The 16,667-nt window shown below is 39.9% G+C and carries 20 protein-coding genes; 19 read left to right on the top strand and 1 reads right to left on the bottom strand.

Annotated elements, in window-relative coordinates:
- Positions 1-78: 78 nt before the first annotated feature.
- The 6 genes from fapR (at position 79) to rnc (ending at position 4,573) form a co-directional block, all read left to right on the top strand.
- Positions 79-657, top strand: a complete 579-nt coding sequence (fapR, locus tag NON16_RS14695; RefSeq protein WP_257350131.1) for a transcription factor FapR — start codon at positions 79-81, stop codon at positions 655-657.
- A complete protein-coding gene (gene plsX, locus NON16_RS14690) occupies positions 654-1,658 on the top strand; it encodes a phosphate acyltransferase PlsX (protein ID WP_257350130.1) in 1,005 nt (334 codons plus the stop codon). Before fapR ends, plsX begins: the two co-directional genes overlap by 4 nt.
- Before the next feature lies 1 nt (position 1,659).
- Positions 1,660-2,601, top strand: coding sequence for an ACP S-malonyltransferase (gene fabD, locus NON16_RS14685; RefSeq protein ID WP_257350129.1), 942 nt, complete (start codon positions 1,660-1,662; stop codon positions 2,599-2,601).
- A gap of 4 nt (positions 2,602-2,605) precedes the next feature.
- Positions 2,606-3,346, top strand: coding sequence for a 3-oxoacyl-[acyl-carrier-protein] reductase (gene fabG, locus NON16_RS14680; RefSeq protein ID WP_257350128.1), 741 nt, complete (start codon positions 2,606-2,608; stop codon positions 3,344-3,346).
- A 121-nt stretch (positions 3,347-3,467) separates the two neighbouring features.
- Positions 3,468-3,701, top strand: coding sequence for an acyl carrier protein (acpP, locus tag NON16_RS14675; RefSeq protein WP_257350126.1), 234 nt, complete (start codon positions 3,468-3,470; stop codon positions 3,699-3,701).
- 113 nt (positions 3,702-3,814) lie between these two features.
- Complete coding sequence (gene rnc, locus NON16_RS14670; protein WP_257350125.1) at positions 3,815-4,573, top strand: ribonuclease III; 759 nt, start codon at positions 3,815-3,817, stop codon at positions 4,571-4,573.
- A 79-nt stretch (positions 4,574-4,652) separates the two neighbouring features.
- Here the strand turns inward: rnc and NON16_RS14665 are convergent, their stop codons facing one another.
- The gene (locus tag NON16_RS14665; protein WP_372508817.1) at positions 4,653-4,877 is read right to left on the bottom strand and encodes a DUF1128 domain-containing protein; all 225 of its coding nucleotides are present in this window, start codon (positions 4,875-4,877) and stop codon (positions 4,653-4,655) included.
- A 143-nt stretch (positions 4,878-5,020) separates the two neighbouring features.
- Between NON16_RS14665 and smc the strand changes: the two genes are divergently transcribed.
- The 13 genes from smc (at position 5,021) to NON16_RS14600 (ending at position 16,623) form a co-directional block, all read left to right on the top strand.
- Positions 5,021-8,587 carry a chromosome segregation protein SMC gene (smc, locus tag NON16_RS14660; RefSeq protein WP_257350123.1) on the top strand — a complete coding sequence of 1,189 codons (3,567 nt, stop codon included), beginning with the start codon at positions 5,021-5,023 and terminating at the stop codon, positions 8,585-8,587.
- Between the two features lie 19 nt (positions 8,588-8,606).
- Entirely contained in the window at positions 8,607-9,596 is a 990-nt protein-coding gene (gene ftsY, locus NON16_RS14655) for a signal recognition particle-docking protein FtsY (protein ID WP_257350122.1), read from the top strand.
- A gap of 80 nt (positions 9,597-9,676) precedes the next feature.
- Positions 9,677-10,009: a putative DNA-binding protein gene (locus tag NON16_RS14650; protein WP_372508816.1), complete on the top strand. Its 333-nt coding sequence runs from the start codon at positions 9,677-9,679 to the stop codon at positions 10,007-10,009.
- 14 nt (positions 10,010-10,023) lie between these two features.
- Entirely contained in the window at positions 10,024-11,367 is a 1,344-nt protein-coding gene (gene ffh, locus NON16_RS14645; protein WP_257350121.1) for a signal recognition particle protein, read from the top strand.
- Positions 11,368-11,486: 119 nt separating this feature from the next.
- Positions 11,487-11,759, top strand: a complete 273-nt coding sequence (rpsP, locus tag NON16_RS14640) for a 30S ribosomal protein S16 (RefSeq protein WP_257350120.1) — start codon at positions 11,487-11,489, stop codon at positions 11,757-11,759.
- A gap of 19 nt (positions 11,760-11,778) precedes the next feature.
- On the top strand, positions 11,779-12,006 hold the full coding sequence (locus tag NON16_RS14635) for a KH domain-containing protein (RefSeq protein ID WP_257350119.1): 228 nt from the start codon (positions 11,779-11,781) through the stop codon (positions 12,004-12,006).
- 110 nt (positions 12,007-12,116) lie between these two features.
- Positions 12,117-12,638: a ribosome maturation factor RimM gene (gene rimM, locus NON16_RS14630; protein WP_257350118.1), complete on the top strand. Its 522-nt coding sequence runs from the start codon at positions 12,117-12,119 to the stop codon at positions 12,636-12,638.
- A complete protein-coding gene (trmD, locus tag NON16_RS14625; protein WP_257350117.1) occupies positions 12,635-13,348 on the top strand; it encodes a tRNA (guanosine(37)-N1)-methyltransferase TrmD in 714 nt (237 codons plus the stop codon). The genes rimM and trmD overlap by 4 nt, the downstream gene beginning before the upstream one ends.
- A gap of 140 nt (positions 13,349-13,488) precedes the next feature.
- Positions 13,489-13,836, top strand: a complete 348-nt coding sequence (gene rplS / locus NON16_RS14620) for a 50S ribosomal protein L19 (protein ID WP_257350116.1) — start codon at positions 13,489-13,491, stop codon at positions 13,834-13,836.
- Between the two features lie 148 nt (positions 13,837-13,984).
- A complete protein-coding gene (gene lepB / locus NON16_RS14615; protein WP_257350115.1) occupies positions 13,985-14,536 on the top strand; it encodes a signal peptidase I in 552 nt (183 codons plus the stop codon).
- Positions 14,537-14,545: 9 nt separating this feature from the next.
- Positions 14,546-15,403 (top strand): ribosome biogenesis GTPase YlqF, encoded by an 858-nt coding sequence (gene ylqF, locus NON16_RS14610; RefSeq protein ID WP_257350112.1) that lies wholly within the window; start codon positions 14,546-14,548, stop codon positions 15,401-15,403.
- Positions 15,404-15,527: 124 nt separating this feature from the next.
- Positions 15,528-16,316: a ribonuclease HII gene (locus NON16_RS14605; protein WP_257350111.1), complete on the top strand. Its 789-nt coding sequence runs from the start codon at positions 15,528-15,530 to the stop codon at positions 16,314-16,316.
- 151 nt (positions 16,317-16,467) lie between these two features.
- Entirely contained in the window at positions 16,468-16,623 is a 156-nt protein-coding gene (locus NON16_RS14600; protein ID WP_257350109.1) for an alpha/beta-type small acid-soluble spore protein, read from the top strand.
- Positions 16,624-16,667 lie beyond the last annotated feature (44 nt).

Below are 16,667 nucleotides of genomic sequence, written 5' to 3'. Positions count from 1 at the left end.
CGAATTCTTGAAAACGCCCAGCAAACATTATATACTACTATTAGTACCTACTCATAAGAGTAAGAGATGGGTGAAGGAATGAAACGGAACAAGAGAGAACGTCAACAATTGTTAAAAGAAACGATCTCAACTAATCCGTTCATCACGGATGAAGACTTAGCGAATCAGTTTGAGGTTAGTGTTCAAACGATACGACTTGATCGATTGGAGCTTTCGATTCCAGAGCTGCGTGAACGGATTAAACATGTCGCCAAGCAACAATTAGATGAAGTGAAAGCTTTGTCTATTGAAGACGTAATTGGAGAGATTATTGATTTGCAGCTTGATGAGTCTGCGATCTCAATTCTTGATATAAAAAAGGAGCATGTTTTCTCTAGACATAACATTGCTAGAGGACATCACCTGTTTGCACAAGCCAATTCACTTGCTGTGGCCATAATAAACGATGAAATGGCCTTAACCGATAAGTCTGATTTATGTTTCACGAGGCAGGTCAAGGTCGGGGAACGTGTAATTGCCAAAGCTAATGTCATCGAACACCAAAATGAACGAACAATCGTTGAAGTGAAAAGTTTTGTCGAAAAAGAACTTGTCTTTAAAGGCGTCTTTACGATGTTCCGTTCGAACAATGCAACGAAGAAAGGACGTTCCGAATGAAAATTGCTATAGATGCAATGGGGGGAGATCATGCACCTGAACAGATTGTCCTAGGTGCAAGACTTGCTGTTGAAAAATTTTCTGACCTTGAAATGATATTAGTTGGTGATGAACAACAAATACAAGTTAGTTTAAAGACAAATAATCGAATTTCTATTTTACATACTGATGAAAAAATAACGAGTGATGATGAACCGGTAAGAGCTGTACGACGAAAAAAAAATGCTTCAATGGTTCTTGCAGCAAACGAAGTGAAAGAAGGTCGTGCAGATGCGTGTATTTCTGCTGGGAACACAGGTGCACTGATGACATCAGGTCTTTTACACATTGGTAGAATTAAAGGGATTGACCGCCCAGCGCTTTCGCCTACGCTTCCAACATTAGATGGTAATGGTTTTGTTCTACTTGATGTAGGTTCAAATATGGATGCTAAGCCTGAGCACCTTGTTCAATATGCATTAATGGGAAGTGTATATAGTAAACAAGTACGCGGTGTGGAAGAGCCGCGAATCGGCCTATTAAACGTTGGTGCGGAGCCAGGGAAGGGAAATGAACTTTCCAAGCAAACATTTCAAATGTTAAGCGCACAACATAAAATGCATTTTGTTGGGAATGTAGAATCAAGAGACCTTCTAAATGGAGTCGCGGATGTCGTGGTTTGTGATGGTTTTTCGGGGAACCTTGTACTAAAAACCATTGAAGGGACAGCTCTTTCTCTGTTCTCAATGATTAAAGAGCAATTGATGAGTTCTATAAAAAGTAAGTTAGCGGCTGCAGTATTAAAGCCTCAATTCAAGAGGGTTCAACAACAAATGGATTACAGTGAATATGGTGGTGCTGCGTTATTTGGCCTTCGTGCTCCTGTCATCAAGGCCCACGGATCATCCAATGCTACAGCGTTTTTTAATGCGGTCCGCCAAGCACGATATATGGTCGAACATAAAATGGTTCCAATAATTACAGAAGAAGTTTCTGAACAATCATTAGAGGAGGAACAGTAACGTGGGGAAGATTGCATTTATATTTCCAGGTCAAGGGTCCCAGCAAGTCGGTATGGGACAGGAATTAAAGGAAGCGAACGAACAATCTGCACAGGTGTTTAAACGAGCTGATGAGCATCTTGGCTTTTCTTTATCAGATGTCATTATGAATGGTCCAGATGAACGATTAACAAGAACCGAAAACACTCAGCCAGCCTTACTTACGACGAGCATTGCCATATTGGAAGCGTTAAACGAGCATGGTATTCAACCAGACTATACCGCAGGACACAGCCTAGGCGAGTATACAGCACTCGTCGCTTCAAAGGCATTAACTTTCGAAGATGCGGTTTATGCTGTCCGGCAACGAGGTATGTACATGGAAGAAGCCGTTCCAGCAGGAATTGGGGCAATGTCAGCGATTCTCGGTATGGATCAGGATCTGCTTAATAGAATTACCGATGACGTGACATCCGAAGGTAACTCCGTTCAGCTAGCCAACTTGAATTGTCCAGGACAAATTGTTATCTCAGGATCAAAAGAAGGTGTTGAGAAAGCCGCAGAAATAGCAAAGTCTCAAGGTGCAAAACGAATCATTCCATTGCAAGTCAGCGGACCGTTTCATTCTGAATTAATGAAACCTGCTGCTGAAAAAATGGCAACTGTCCTTGAAGAATTGAAAATTGAGGATGCAAAAATACCGGTTATTGCTAACGTAACCGCAGAGCCAGTTGATCATGCTGATGATATTCGCACGAAACTCATCGAGCAAATTTATTCACCAGTTCGCTGGGAGGAAACGGTTCGTTACTTGCTGGATCAAGGTGTTGATACATTTGTAGAGATCGGACCAGGGAAAGTTTTATCCGGACTTGTGAAAAAAGTACATCGACGGGCTACAACTATAGCGGTTTCCGATCAGGAATCGTTGAACGCAGCCGTGCAGGAACTTAAGGAGGTATAATCGTATGCTAACAGGAAAAAATGCTTTAGTGACTGGTGCATCAAGAGGTATCGGTAGAGCAATTGCATTAGAATTAGCAAAACAGGGAGCTTCTGTAGCTGTAAACTATTCAGGAAGTGAAGAAAAAGCAAGAAAAGTAGTTGAAGAGATTCAGCAGAATGGTGGAACAGCGTTTGCAATTCAAGCGGATGTTTCTAGTTCAGACTCTGTATCGGCTATGATAAAAGAAGTGACAACAACATTTGGGTCACTGGATATTCTAGTTAATAATGCAGGGATAACTCGAGATAATCTGTTAATGAGAATGAAAGAAGAGGAATGGGATGCGGTGATAAACACAAACCTTAAAGGAGTGTTTAATTGTACCAAAGCCGTAACACGTCCAATGATGAAGCAACGATCAGGACGTATTATTAATATTGCCTCAATTGTAGGGGTTTCCGGAAATCCAGGGCAGGCTAACTATGTAGCAGCTAAAGCCGGGGTAATCGGTTTGACGAAAACAACAGCTAAGGAACTTTCAAGCAGAGGGATCACGGTGAATGCTGTCGCACCGGGCTTTATTGAAACCGATATGACAGATACACTTGATACGAATGTAAAAGATGAAATGTTGAAACAGATTCCACTGGCTCGTCTTGGTCGTCCTGAGGATATTGCTGCTGCTGTGAAATTTTTAGCCAGTGATGAATCAGGTTATATTACAGGTCAGACACTTCACATTGACGGTGGGATGGTTATGTAAGAAGGAGGAGTTCAAAGAGATGTTGGCATTTATGTCACCGTCGTGTATTTGAACAAGTTTTTAAACAGGATTTACGGGATACGGGTGATCCTTTATAATACTTGAGAGGAGGTGAACGGACATGGCAGAAATTCAAGATCGAATCACGAAAATTATTGTTGACCGTTTAGGGGTCGATGAGGAAGAAGTGAAAAACGAATCTTCTTTTAAAGAAGATCTTGGTGCAGACTCATTGGATGTTGTTGAGCTAGTAATGGAGCTTGAGGATGAGTTTGATATGGAGATTTCAGACGAAGATGCAGAAAAAATTGCTACTGTTGGTGATGTAGTGAATTACATAAATAACCAACAATAGATCGTTAATGAAGAGGCTGATTCTCAGGATATTGAGTCAGCTTCTTTTTCCTTACACAATTAGGATGTATAATAAAAGTAGTAGAAAAGTTGTACAGAAATCTGGAGGTCACTATGCGTAACCGCACATCATCCAAGAAATATATAAGATCAAAACGAAGGCCTTTAACTTTAGAAGAACTATCTGTTCGCTTTCAAGCCTTTCAAAATTCCATGAATATTTGTTTCAAAAATGAAAAACTTTTATTTCAGGCTTTTACACATTCTTCGTATGTGAATGAGCATCGCAAGCGCCCAAGTGAGGATAACGAACGACTTGAGTTTTTAGGAGATGCGGTACTCGAGCTGACAATCTCACAGTACCTTTATAAAAAATATGCAACGATGTCGGAGGGTGAGTTGACAAAGTTACGTGCAGCCATTGTTTGTGAACCATCTCTCGTAACGTTTGCCCATCAACTCAATTTTGGTGAGCTTATCCTTTTAGGGAAAGGTGAAGAAAATACCGGAGGGCGAACTCGGCCTGCTCTTTTGGCCGATGTTTTTGAAGCTTTTATCGGTGCCCTATACCTTGATCAAGATATCGATGAAGTACAAAGATTTCTTGAGCGCTTTGTGTATCCGAAAATCAACGAGGGTGCTTTTTCCCATGTGATGGACTATAAAAGTCAACTACAGGAATATATACAGCGAGAAAATCATGGAGCATTGGACTACAAGATTGTACAAGAAAAAGGTCCTGCTCACAATCGTGAGTTTACGTCAGAAGTGTACTTGAACAATCAACGACTGGGAATTGGACGTGGGCGGTCAAAGAAAGAAGCGGAACAACATGCTGCACAAGAGGCTTTGCAAGTAATTGCTAAAAAGTAATTGCTCTAGTTCTAAAAAGGACTGCCTGAGAGCGACGGAGCTCCCGGGCAGTCCTTTTTAGAACGTACCTATGTGATCACTATTTCTTGCGGAGTTCACTTAGTTCTTGAACGATACCTTCTGTTTCACGAATACTAAAGTTATTTTTTTTCATGACATAATCATAAAGCTCTTTAAGTTCATCGTATTGTTCTACATCATAGTCTGAAGATTTCATAACTCCGCTGTTTACTACCTGCATTTGTCTTTGCATTTCATCGAGCATAAAGGCTACATTTTCATTGCTTTTTACGCTTAAATCCACGAACATCCTTCCTTTCAACAATAATATCTCGCTCTCATTGTAGCATGAAACGACAAGTTATGCGGAAATTTCCTAGTGTTCTTCTGCACCCTTCTCGTTTGTGATAAAATAAATAAGTTGAAACTAGTGAAGGGGGATTCAGAATGTTCCTCAAACGTTTAGATGTTGTAGGATTTAAGTCGTTTGCTGAGCGGATCGGAATTGAATTTGTTCCGGGTGTTACAGCAGTAGTTGGTCCGAATGGCAGCGGGAAAAGTAATATCTCAGATGCTGTACGCTGGGTGCTTGGCGAGCAATCAGCCAAGTCACTAAGAGGATCAAAGATGGAGGATATCATTTTTGCTGGGAGTGATACGCGAAAACCGCTGAATGTTGCGGAGGTCACGTTAACTTTAGATAATGAAGATCAACATATACCGATAGAATACAATGAAATTAGCATTTCCCGGAGGGTCTATCGTTCAGGGGATAGTGAATATTTAATAAATAAACAACAATGCCGACTAAAAGATATTATCGATCTCTTTATGGACTCTGGTCTTGGTAGGGAAGCCTTTTCAATTATTGGTCAGGGAAAAGTGGAAGAGATTTTAAGCAGTAAACCCGAAGACAGAAGAAGAATTTTCGAGGAAGCTGCTGGGGTCTTGAAATACAAAACAAGGAAGGTCAAGGCAGAACAAAAACTTAAAGAAACAGAAGAAAACTTAAATCGAGTGGAAGATATCTTATTTGAGCTTGAAGATCAAGTGGAACCACTCAAAATCCAGGCTTCCATTGCTCGAGATTATCTTGATAAAAAATCAGAACTGGAAGTAATTGAGTCAGCTTTACTTGTTCATGAAATTGAAGAATTACATAGTGATTGGAAAACAAAATCAGATGAATTAAGCCGTTTAAAAGAGGACGAGCTAAAGCTGCAAAATAATCTGAACTCTAGAGAAGCTATAATAACAAAGCTTAGAGATGAACTAGCAGCATTAGATGAATCGATCGAAGAGCTCCAAGATGCCTTACTTACTGTTAGTGAAGAACTCGAGAAATATGAGGGCAAACGGGATGTAATGCGTGAGCGTAAAAAGAATTACCACCAAAATAAAGAACAGCTTACAGAACGGATTCACAAGCAAAAGGAAAAGAAACGAAAGCTCGAAGACAATCTTGAACAAGAGACGGACTTATTAAAGAAACGCAAAAAGAAAATGGAAGGCACTCAAGGTCAGCTTAAGGTAAAAGAAGGTGAATTGGAGCTGATTGATAAGAACATAGAAGAAGAGCTAGAGCATTTGAAGAGTGAATACTTTGATCGTTTAAATGAACAAGCCTCGATTAAAAACGAACTACGCTATCTCACAGAACAACTTGAGCAACAATCGGATAAATCAAGCCGTCTCGATACTCGGAATGAACAATATGTTGATTTGCGTAAACAAATTACCTTACGGAAAGCAAGTTTAGCGGAGAAACTTAAAGAGGTACAACAGTCGCTTGAAAAACAAGTCAATTCTTTTATGATAGTAAAAAAGGAAATTGATAATGATGAAAAAACATACACTGATCAAGAATCGAAACTATATCAAGCCTACCAATATATTCAGCAGTTCCGTTCGAAGAAGGAAATGCTTGAGGAAATGCAAGAGGATTACAGTGGATTTTATCAAGGGGTAAGAGAGGTTCTAAAAGAACGCGGGAACAAACTAGACGGGGTTGAAGGTGCTGTGGCTGAGTTGATTTCCGTTAAAAAGGAGCATGAAACCGCGATAGAAACCGCTCTTGGGGCAGCGACCCAAAACATCGTCGTACAGACAGAACAACATGCAAGGTCTGCAATTACTTTCCTAAAACAGAGAAAGTTAGGGAGAGCAACGTTTCTTCCGATGTCCGTATTAAAAAGCAGGAAGCTATCACTTCAAGACGTACAACGGGTTAGTCAACATGCTTCTTTCATTGGTGTGGCATCGAGCCTATTAAATTTTAATGAAAAACATCAAAGGGTGATGGAGAACCTTCTCGGAAACGTTGTAATATCTAAGGATTTAGAAGGTGCTAATGAGTTAGCCCGTATACTAAATCATCGTTACCGAATCGTTACACTTGATGGAGATGTAGTGAACCCAGGCGGATCAATGACAGGTGGTAGTGTGAAACAAAAGAGTACTTCCATATTATCTCGTCAACGTGAGCTTGAATCATTGACAGAGAAACTACAAACGATGGAAGTACAAACAACTAAGCTTGAAAAAGAAGTGAGGGAAGGAAAGGAATCGCTCAACCTCAAAAAGGGACAGCTCGAACAGCTGCGGGAACTTGGTGAAAAGGTCCGATTAGAAGAGCAGCAGCTTAAGGGTGAATTCCGAGAGATTGAACTTGAAGAAAAGAACATTAATGAACACCTCTCCCTTTACGATCGCGAAAAAGGCACATACGATTCCGAGAGATCATCGACAGAAAAACGACTTGCCTCTTTAAAAGAAAACTTAAAACATTCAAAAGGAACAGCCAAAGAACTTGAAGAACAGGTTGAACGTTTAAGTAGTCAAAAGAAAAATCAACAAACAACAAAAGAAGAATTAATCGAAGAAATCACTGGACTTAAGGTTGATTTTGCACAATCCGAACAACAGTATTCAAATTTAAATGAAACAGTTAAGCGATTAAGGGTGGAATTAAAAGAGACAGTTACAACCATGGAAGAATCTGAAGAGGAATTCTGGTTACTGGAGGAAGCTGTTAATACGAGTGCTACAGATGAAGAATCACTAGATGAAACAATTATTGGAATGAGAAAAGATAAGGATGCAACATTAAGGTTGATAAATCAACGACGTAAGGAGCGATCTGAGCGTCAGAAAACCATCGAGGATCATGACCTTGATTTGAAAGAAATTACACGTCAACATATGCAGATGACTGATGCAATACACCATGAAGAAGTGCGTTTGAATCGATTGGATGTAGAGCTTGAAAATCGTCTTGACCATCTCCGTGAAGAATATCAGCTTACATTTGAACGAGCTAAGGAAAAATATTCATTGACGATGCAAGCAGAAGAGGCTCGAACCAAAGTAAGGCTGATAAAACGAGCTATTGAGGAACTTGGAACAGTAAACCTTGGGGCAATTGATGAATATGAACGAGTTTCAGAGAGATACAACTTTTTAGTTGATCAACGAGATGATTTAAATGCTGCGAAGGAAACATTGTATGGTCTTATCCGAGAAATGGACGAAGAAATGATCCGACGCTTCAGTGAATCGTTTTGTGAAATTAGGGATCACTTCCAGACCATTTTTAAAGAGTTGTTTGGTGGTGGACGAGCAGATCTACAATTAACTGACCCTAAGGATTTATTAAATACAGGTGTTGATATTCTTGCGCAACCTCCCGGAAAGAAATTGCAACATCTTGCACTGCTTTCAGGGGGAGAACGGGCACTTACTGCGATTGCATTATTATTCGGGATATTAAAGGTTCGTCCGGTACCTTTCTGTATACTTGACGAAGTGGAAGCGGCTCTTGATGAAGCAAATGTAAGTCGTTTTGCAAAATTCTTAAGAGCATATAGTAAACAAACACAATTTATCGTTGTGACGCATCGTAAAGGTACAATGGAAGAAGCGGACGTATTGTATGGTGTGACTATGCAGGAATCAGGTGTGTCGAATCTGGTGTCTGTTAAATTAGAAGAAACGAAAGAACTCGTTTCAACTTAAGTGAGCAGGAGGAATTAATATGAGTTTTTTTAAAAAGTTAAAGAACAAAATGACGACACAAAGTGATACCGTCACAGAAAAGTTTAAAGATGGGTTAACGAAAACACGAACATCTTTTTCTAGTAAAGTGAATACACTTGTCAGTCGGTATCGAAAAGTGGATGAGGAGTTTTTTGAGGAACTAGAAGAAATTCTAATTGAAGCAGATGTCGGGGTCGCAACTGTTATGGATTTGATTGATGAATTGAAGGATGAAGCAAGAATTAGGAATATAAAGGAGACGGTCGATCTTCAATCTGTTATTTCTGAGAAGCTTGCAGAGCTGCTCCACAAAGAAGATGAAGACTCGAATATCAATCTTAAGGACAACGAGCTTTCTGTTATCCTTTTTGTTGGTGTAAATGGAGTCGGAAAAACCACGTCAATTGGAAAACTTGCCCATAAACTAAAATCAGAAGGAAAAAAGGTAATGCTTGCTGCAGGTGATACGTTCCGTGCCGGTGCGATTGATCAATTAGAAGTTTGGGGTGAACGTGTCGGGGTAGATGTCGTGAAGCATAGCGAAGGATCTGATCCCGCGGCGGTTGTTTTTGATGCGGTGAAATCGGCTCAATCAAAAGGTGTGGATGTATTATTATGTGATACAGCTGGTCGATTACAAAATAAAGTTAATTTAATGAACGAACTTGAAAAGATTAAACGAGTCATTAGTAGAGAAATCCCTGGTGCCCCTCATGAAGTTTTGCTAGTAGTAGATGCGACAACTGGACAAAATGCAATGAACCAGGCAAAGACATTTAGTCAGACGACGGATGTAACCGGAATTGTGTTAACGAAGCTGGATGGTACCGCTAAAGGGGGAATTGTTCTTGCAATCCGTCACGAGCTTGATATACCTGTCAAGCTCGTGGGGCTCGGCGAAAAAGTAGAAGACCTTTATAGGTTTGACCCTGATCAATTCGTCTATGGGTTATTTGCCGATATGATTAAAGCAGAAGAAGAAGAGTAAAGAAAAAAACTTGACAAAGAATAACAGGGCGTGTAGTATGATTTAACGTAAAGGCATTTCGCTTAACAAGGGGTGATTAGATGATGCTCGAGAAAGCAACGCGAATGAACTATTTATTCGATTTCTACCATGCATTATTAACTCCTAAACAACGGAATTACATGGAACTTTATTATCTAGATGACCTTTCCCTTGGAGAGATTGCCGAACAATATGAAGTTAGCCGTCAGGCCGTATACGATAATATTAAGAGAACGGGTTCAATGCTTGAAGAATATGAAGAAAAGCTTGAGCTTCTCATGAAATACCAGCAGCGTAATCAACTCTTCGCCGATCTGCGGCAGCATGTGCAGAAGCATTCCGATAAGGAACAGCTTCTCAGCTTAATTGATCAGGTTGAGAAATTGGATTAGGAGGCGGCATTAGTATGGCATTTGAAGGATTAGCCGACCGACTTCAACAAACGCTTCAAAAAGTCCGAGGTAAGGGGAAAGTAACTGAAGCGGACGTTAAAGAAATGATGCGAGAGGTTCGGCTGGCATTACTGGAAGCGGACGTTAACTTTAAAGTTGTCAAGCAGTTCGTTGCAAAGGTAAAAGAACGAGCAATCGGGCAAGAAGTTATAGAAAGTCTTACACCAGGTCAACAAGTCGTTAAGGTCGTCAACGAGGAACTTACCGCGCTTATGGGCGGACAACAGAGCAAACTCGCTGTTGCAAATCGACCACCAACCGTTATCATGATGGTTGGTTTACAAGGTGCAGGTAAGACGACTACGACAGGAAAGCTTGCCAACTTTTTAAGAAAAAAGCACAACCGAACTCCATTACTCGTAGCAGCGGATATTTATCGTCCTGCCGCAATCAACCAACTACAAACGTTGGGTAAACAACTTGGAATGTCAGTCTTTGAAATGGGAACAGATACAAGTCCGGTTGAGATTGCGAAAAAAGGAATTGAAAAAGCAAAAGAGGAGCATCACGATTATGTGATCGTGGATACCGCTGGACGATTACATGTAGACGAAGGACTGATGGATGAGCTTTCGAACATTAAGGAAGCTGTAAATCCGGATGAAATCCTAATAGTCGTCGATGCAATGACGGGTCAAGATGCTGTTAATGTTGCACAAAGTTTTCATGATCAGTTAGGTCTTACTGGTGTAGTGTTGACAAAGCTTGATGGAGATACACGCGGTGGTGCAGCATTATCGATTAAGTCTGTGACGGATACGCCGATTAAATTTGTCGGTATGGGTGAAAAACTCGATGCATTAGAACCTTTTCATCCTGAACGAATGTCATCAAGAATTCTCGGTATGGGAGATGTTCTTTCTCTCATTGAAAAAGCGCAGACCAATGTTGATGAGAAAAAAGCCAAAGAGCTCGAGCAGAAAATGCGGACAATGAGCTTTACATTTGATGATTTCTTAGAACAGCTCACACAGGTTCGCAGCATGGGTCCATTGGATGAATTATTAGGTATGCTTCCGGGATCAGGACAGATGAAACAACTGAAAAATGTAAAGGTTGATGAAAAGCAACTCAATTATGTCGAAGCGATCATCCAGTCGATGACGAAAAAAGAGAAGATTGAACCAGACATCATCAATGCGAGTAGAAAGAGGCGGATTGCAAAAGGCAGCGGCCGATCGATTCAAGAGGTCAATCGACTCTTAAAGCAATTTGAGGACATGAAGAAAATGATGAAACAAATGACCAATATGTCCAAAGGAAAGAAAAAGGGTGGAATGAAGCTTCCATTCATGTAAAGTCGGGTTAGCTTCCCGTTGAAAAGTTATATTTCCTAACGTGTTAAAGGATTTCACCGGTATACTTAACCGTGAAAATAAATTAAAATATAAAGAATATATTAGGAGGAATTATAGATATGGCAGTTAAAATTCGTTTAAAGCGTATGGGATCAAAGAGGTCTCCATTTTACCGTTTAGTAGTAGCAGATTCCCGTTCACCTCGTGATGGACGTTTCATTGAGGAAATTGGTTACTACAACCCAGTAACAGAACCAGTAGATGTAAAAATCGACGAAGAGAAAGCACTTGATTGGATGATGAAAGGTGCTAAGCCTTCTGATACTGTACGCAACCTATTTTCTACCGCTGGTCTAATGGAAAAGCTTCATAACGCCAAAAACCAAAAATAGTATAGGGTGTGACTAAAAGATGGAAGAGTTAATCGGAACAATCGTTAAAGCTCTTGTCGACCATCCAGATGAAGTGCACATTGAGAAAGTAGAAAACAACCATTCAATCACGTATCAGCTTAAGGTTCATGGTGATGACATGGGCAAAGTGATCGGGAAACAAGGACGGATTGCTAAGTCTATTCGAACTGTGATCAATGCTGCTGGTACAAACGAAAAGAAAAAGATAAATTTAGAGATTGTTTAGAGGTGGGGGTAACCCTGCCTTTTCTTTCGTTAAAGCAAGCTTAAAGCTGTATAGATTAGTTACATGTTCATCACTATAATAGAAACAATAAGAATATCGGAGGAACATCAATGAGCGAATGGTTTAATGTTGGAAAAATTGTAAATACACATGGGATTAAGGGCGAAGTTCGAGTCATTACACGTTCTGATTTTCCTGAGGAAAGGTATGAGGTGGGTAAGAAAATCTATTTATTTCAACCGGAACACGAAGGATCCATGGAATTGACAATTCGATCTCATCGGAAGCATAAGCAGTTTGACTTGATAGCATTCGAGGATCATCCATATATTAACGATGTTGAAGCTTATAAAGGTGGTCTGTTGAAGGTTTCAAAGGAAATGCTTTCGAAACTTCCAGAGGGCGAATTCTATTACTATGAAATTATTGGATGTCACGTTTACACGATGGATGAAAAGAAAATAGGCACAATTAAAGACATATTATCACCAGGTGCAAACGATGTATGGGTAGTCAATAGTGAAGAGAGAAAAAAGGAGTTCTTGATTCCATACATCGAACAAGTTGTAAAGAAAGTTGATATTGCTGAAAAGAAGGTCTGGATTGAATTAATGGAAGGGTTATTGGAATGAAGATTGATATTTTATCACTATTTCCAGAGATGTTTGAGGGTGTGCTAAACAGTTCCATTTTGAGAAAGGCACAGGAAAAGAACGCTGTTCAATACAGGGTGACAGATTTTCGGGAGTTCACTGAAAATAAACATAAAAAGGTGGATGACTATCCGTATGGCGGTGGAGCTGGAATGGTCCTTACACCCCAACCGATTTTTGATGCAGTAGAATCTCTAAAAGGAGACACAAATGCACCAAGAATCGTATTAATGTGTCCTCAGGGAGAACCGTTGACTCAAGGAAAAGCAGAGCAACTTTCCAAGGAAGAGCATCTCATTCTCGTATGTGGTCATTACGAAGGATATGATGAACGAATAAGAGAGCACCTTGCTACTGATGAGATTTCGATCGGAGATTATGTTCTTACAGGTGGAGAACTAGCTGCAATGGTAGTAGTGGACAGTGTTACGAGGTTACTCCCAGGAGTTCTCGGGAATGCTGAATCACCAGAACGAGACTCGTTTTCGTCAGGACTCCTCGAACACCCCCATTACACACGTCCTGCAGATTTCAGAGGATTAAAAGTGCCTGATGTTTTATTGTCTGGTGATCATGCGAAAATTCAAAAATGGCGTGAAGAAAAGTCTTTGAATAGAACGATTGAACGTCGCCCAGATCTACTATCTGAAGAAGTACGTTTAATGCAAGAAAATAAAGAAAATCAATAATCTTAAATGGATTCTTTTATTGCGTCAAACCATGGTTTATGCTAAGATAATCTTTGTGGCTTATGCCCGTTAATTCCAATGTTCCGCTGCAATGATGCAAAAGCATTGACAAGAGCATTTGTATGGAAGGAGGAATACCGATGCAACAACTTCTTAAAGACATTACAAAAGAGCAATTGAAGAATGATCTTCCAAATTTCCGTGCAGGAGATACTGTTCGGGTTGATGTTAAAGTCGTGGAAGGAACACGTGAACGTATCCAGGTATTCGAAGGTGTCGTTATCAAGCGCCGCGGATCTGGTATCAGCGAAACATTTACAGTTCGTAAAATTTCTTACGGAGTTGGAGTTGAACGTGCTTTCCCAGTACACTCTCCTAAAATCGCTAAGATTGATGTTGTCCGCCGTGGTAAGGTACGTCGTGCGAAGCTTTACTACCTACGTGCACTTCGTGGAAAAGCAGCTCGAATTAAAGAAATTCGAAGATAGACTCATTAGAAAGGAGCTTGGTGACAAGCTCCTTTTTTACACACATTTTCAGACATAAAGAGATTAATAGTACTCATACATATTGAGAAAGGTTCTTTTTTTAAAACAATAATTGGAACTTAATAAAGATATTAAATGGGGTGGGGAAATGGCAAAGAAAAAGGGTGAATCCTGGGAATGGTTAAAAGCATTATTTATTGCATTGATTATAGCTGCAGGTATTCGTTACTTTATGTTTGCACCGATCGTTGTTGATGGTGAATCAATGATGCCAACCTTGCATCATCAAGACCGGATGATCGTTAACAAGCTCAGTTACACAGTGGGCGAGCCTGAACGCTTTGATGTCATCGTGTTTCATGCTCCAGAAGGCAAAGATTATATTAAACGTATAATTGGTTTACCTGGTGATAAAATTGAATATAAGGATGATCAATTATTTGTAAATGGGAAGAAAGTTCCTGAACCATATTTAAAGGAATTTAAACAGATATTATCTGAAGGAAATCTAACGTACAATTTTGACTTATCTGAAGTCATCAATAATACGACTGTTCCAGATGGACACGTATTTGTGATGGGGGATAATCGGCAACATAGTAAAGATAGTCGTAACATAGGTCCTGTTCCTTTAGAAGAAGTGATCGGGGAAGCGAACTTGATCTTTTGGCCTGTTGCCCATTTTAACGTCTTAGAGTAGGTGAAAAGGATGCAAATACAATGGTTTCCCGGACATATGGCAAAAGCTAGACGTGAGATGACAGAGAAGTTGAAAATGATTGATGTCGTTTTTGAACTAGTAGATGCACGATTACCGTTATCTTCAAGGAATCCTATGATTGATCAGATTGTTGGACAAAAGCCGAGGCTCGTTCTCTTGAATAAAGCAGACATGGCTGATCCATTCATTACGAAGGAATGGGAAAATTTTTTTGCCAATCAAGGACTAATGACTTTAACCGTGAACTCTAAAACAGGTCAAGGTCTGGAGAAAATTAGTAGTTATGCAAAAGAGCTTATGAAAGATAAACGGAATAAAATGATAGAAAAGGGTATTAAACCTCGAGCGATTCGTGCCTTAATTCTTGGTATTCCGAATGTGGGTAAATCAACCTTGATCAATCGACTTGCCAAAAAGAAAATTGCGAAAACCGGGGATAAGCCTGGCATCACCCAAAAACAACAATGGATCAAAGTTGGAAAAGAGCTTGAATTGCTTGATACACCAGGAATACTGTGGCCAAAGTTTGAGGATCAAACAACGGGATATCGATTAGCAGTAACAGGTGCAATTAAAGACGACATTCTTGATTTTAGTGATATTGCGTTATTTGCGATACGATATTTAATAAAGGTATACCCTGAACGCTTATCAGAGAGGTATCATCTTGATGACCTTTCTGTTCCTCCAATCGAAATATTTGATGAAATTGGGAAAAAGCGGGGATGTCTCTTACGAGGTGGCGAAGTAGATTACGATAAAGCTGCTGAAATCATATTACGGGAAATCCGGTCTGAGAAACTTGGGCCCCTCACGTTTGAGCATCCATCGGATTACCAAGAGTAATTCCGTATTACCTTTATTTTACGTTAAGGAAGGTTAAAGTTATATTTACGCTGTGGATCCTGGCCAAGTTTATTTGATACAGGATCCATTTTTGACGTTAGGGGAAGTGAAGGAGTATTTGTAAATGAAACAGAAAACGATCCAAGAAATTCGTGAACTTTTACAGAAAAACAGTCGTCCATTAGCACAGTCCGTATTAGACAGTATAAAAATGGATACTCGGAAAGGTGTACAAAAGCTTTGGGCACAATGGAATAAGCAAAGACAGCAAGAACATCAGCTTCAGGATCAATACATAAAAATGTTCAAATACGAAAGGGAATGTTATTCAGATGGCTTTATAAAAGTGGCGGGTGTTGATGAGGTTGGTAGAGGCCCGTTAGCAGGTCCTGTCGTTGCGTGTGCAGTAATTCTTGATCGAAATAAGCCTATTCTAGGGTTGAATGATTCTAAAGTGCTGTCCTCAACAAAAAGGCAGTTACTATACGATCGGATAGTGGACGAGGCTATTGCAGTCGGAGTAGGTACAATTTCTTCGAATGAAATTGATCAGATTAACATTTATGAAGCGAGTAAGCATGCGATGGTCCTCGCAGTAAATAATTTGCCATTACAACCAGATTATTTGTTAATCGATGCAATGACCCTCCCGATCCATGTCGAACAAAAAAAATTGATTAAAGGAGATGCTGTTAGCAATTCAATTGCTGCGGCTTCTATTGTTGCAAAGGTTATAAGGGATAAGATGATGATTGAACTAGGCGAAAAGTATCCTCAATATTCATTTGCAACCAATGCAGGGTACGGTACCCGTGAGCATCTCAACGCGATACGAATCCACGGGGTTACACCTGTTCATCGAAGATCGTTTGCTCCAGTGTCCGAACATATCAGACAATCCGAGACAGTCTGACGATATAAGAATGGGACTAAATCGAAGTCTGCGCTTTTATATATAAACTTGATCAATCCATTCGTTCAACAAAACGATAATTTTCTCAGGGACAATGCGTAAAAAGAAACATATATCGCATACTAAAGAAAAAAGAGTGAGGTGAAGTTTGATGAAACAGCATCCATTCCTAGTTCCAGGATGTGATCAAGTCGTTCAACAATTTCGCGAAGAGTTTGCTCATGAATTTGGAATTTATCGACCTGCTGCCGAAAGCGAGTCAATAACGAAAAAGCTTGTTGATAAAGAAAAGAAAGATGATTGTTAAGGTTATAGTTCTTCTTTTGAACATAAAATTAGAAATAGTGGAAG

The organism is Pseudalkalibacillus decolorationis, from assembly GCF_024609785.1.
Taxonomy (GTDB): Bacteria; Bacillota; Bacilli; order Bacillales; family Fictibacillaceae; genus Pseudalkalibacillus; species Pseudalkalibacillus decolorationis.
The sequence above is the reverse complement of the archived record's forward strand: the minus strand, read 5'-3'. Positions and strand labels throughout refer to the sequence as shown.